The 255-nt window shown below is 65.1% G+C and carries 1 protein-coding gene; it reads left to right on the forward strand.

Annotated features, from left to right (window positions below):
- The coding region (locus JOY50_RS28820) for an Ig-like domain-containing protein (RefSeq protein WP_243056207.1) at positions 1–255 on the forward strand (255 nt) is incomplete at both ends.

Consider the following 255-nt stretch of genomic DNA (forward strand, 5'->3'; position numbering starts at 1 on the left):
CGAGCAACCTGGCCATCGATGCCGACGGCACCACCCTCACCGGTTCCGCGCCTGCCGGTACTCGCGTGGAGGTGCATGACGCCAACGGCACCCTGATCGGCAGCGCCATCGCCAATGCCGATGGCACCTTCAGCATCGAGCTGAATCCTGCTCAAGCCAACGGCGAACTGCTGGATGTCGTTGCCATCGATGACAGCGGCGTTTCTTCGCTGCCGGCGCAGGTCACCGCGCCGGATATCACCGCACCTGACGCTC

The sequence above is a fragment of the Pseudomonas sp. BP01 genome, assembly GCF_022760795.1.
Classification (GTDB): domain Bacteria; phylum Pseudomonadota; class Gammaproteobacteria; order Pseudomonadales; family Pseudomonadaceae; genus Aquipseudomonas; species Aquipseudomonas putida_Q.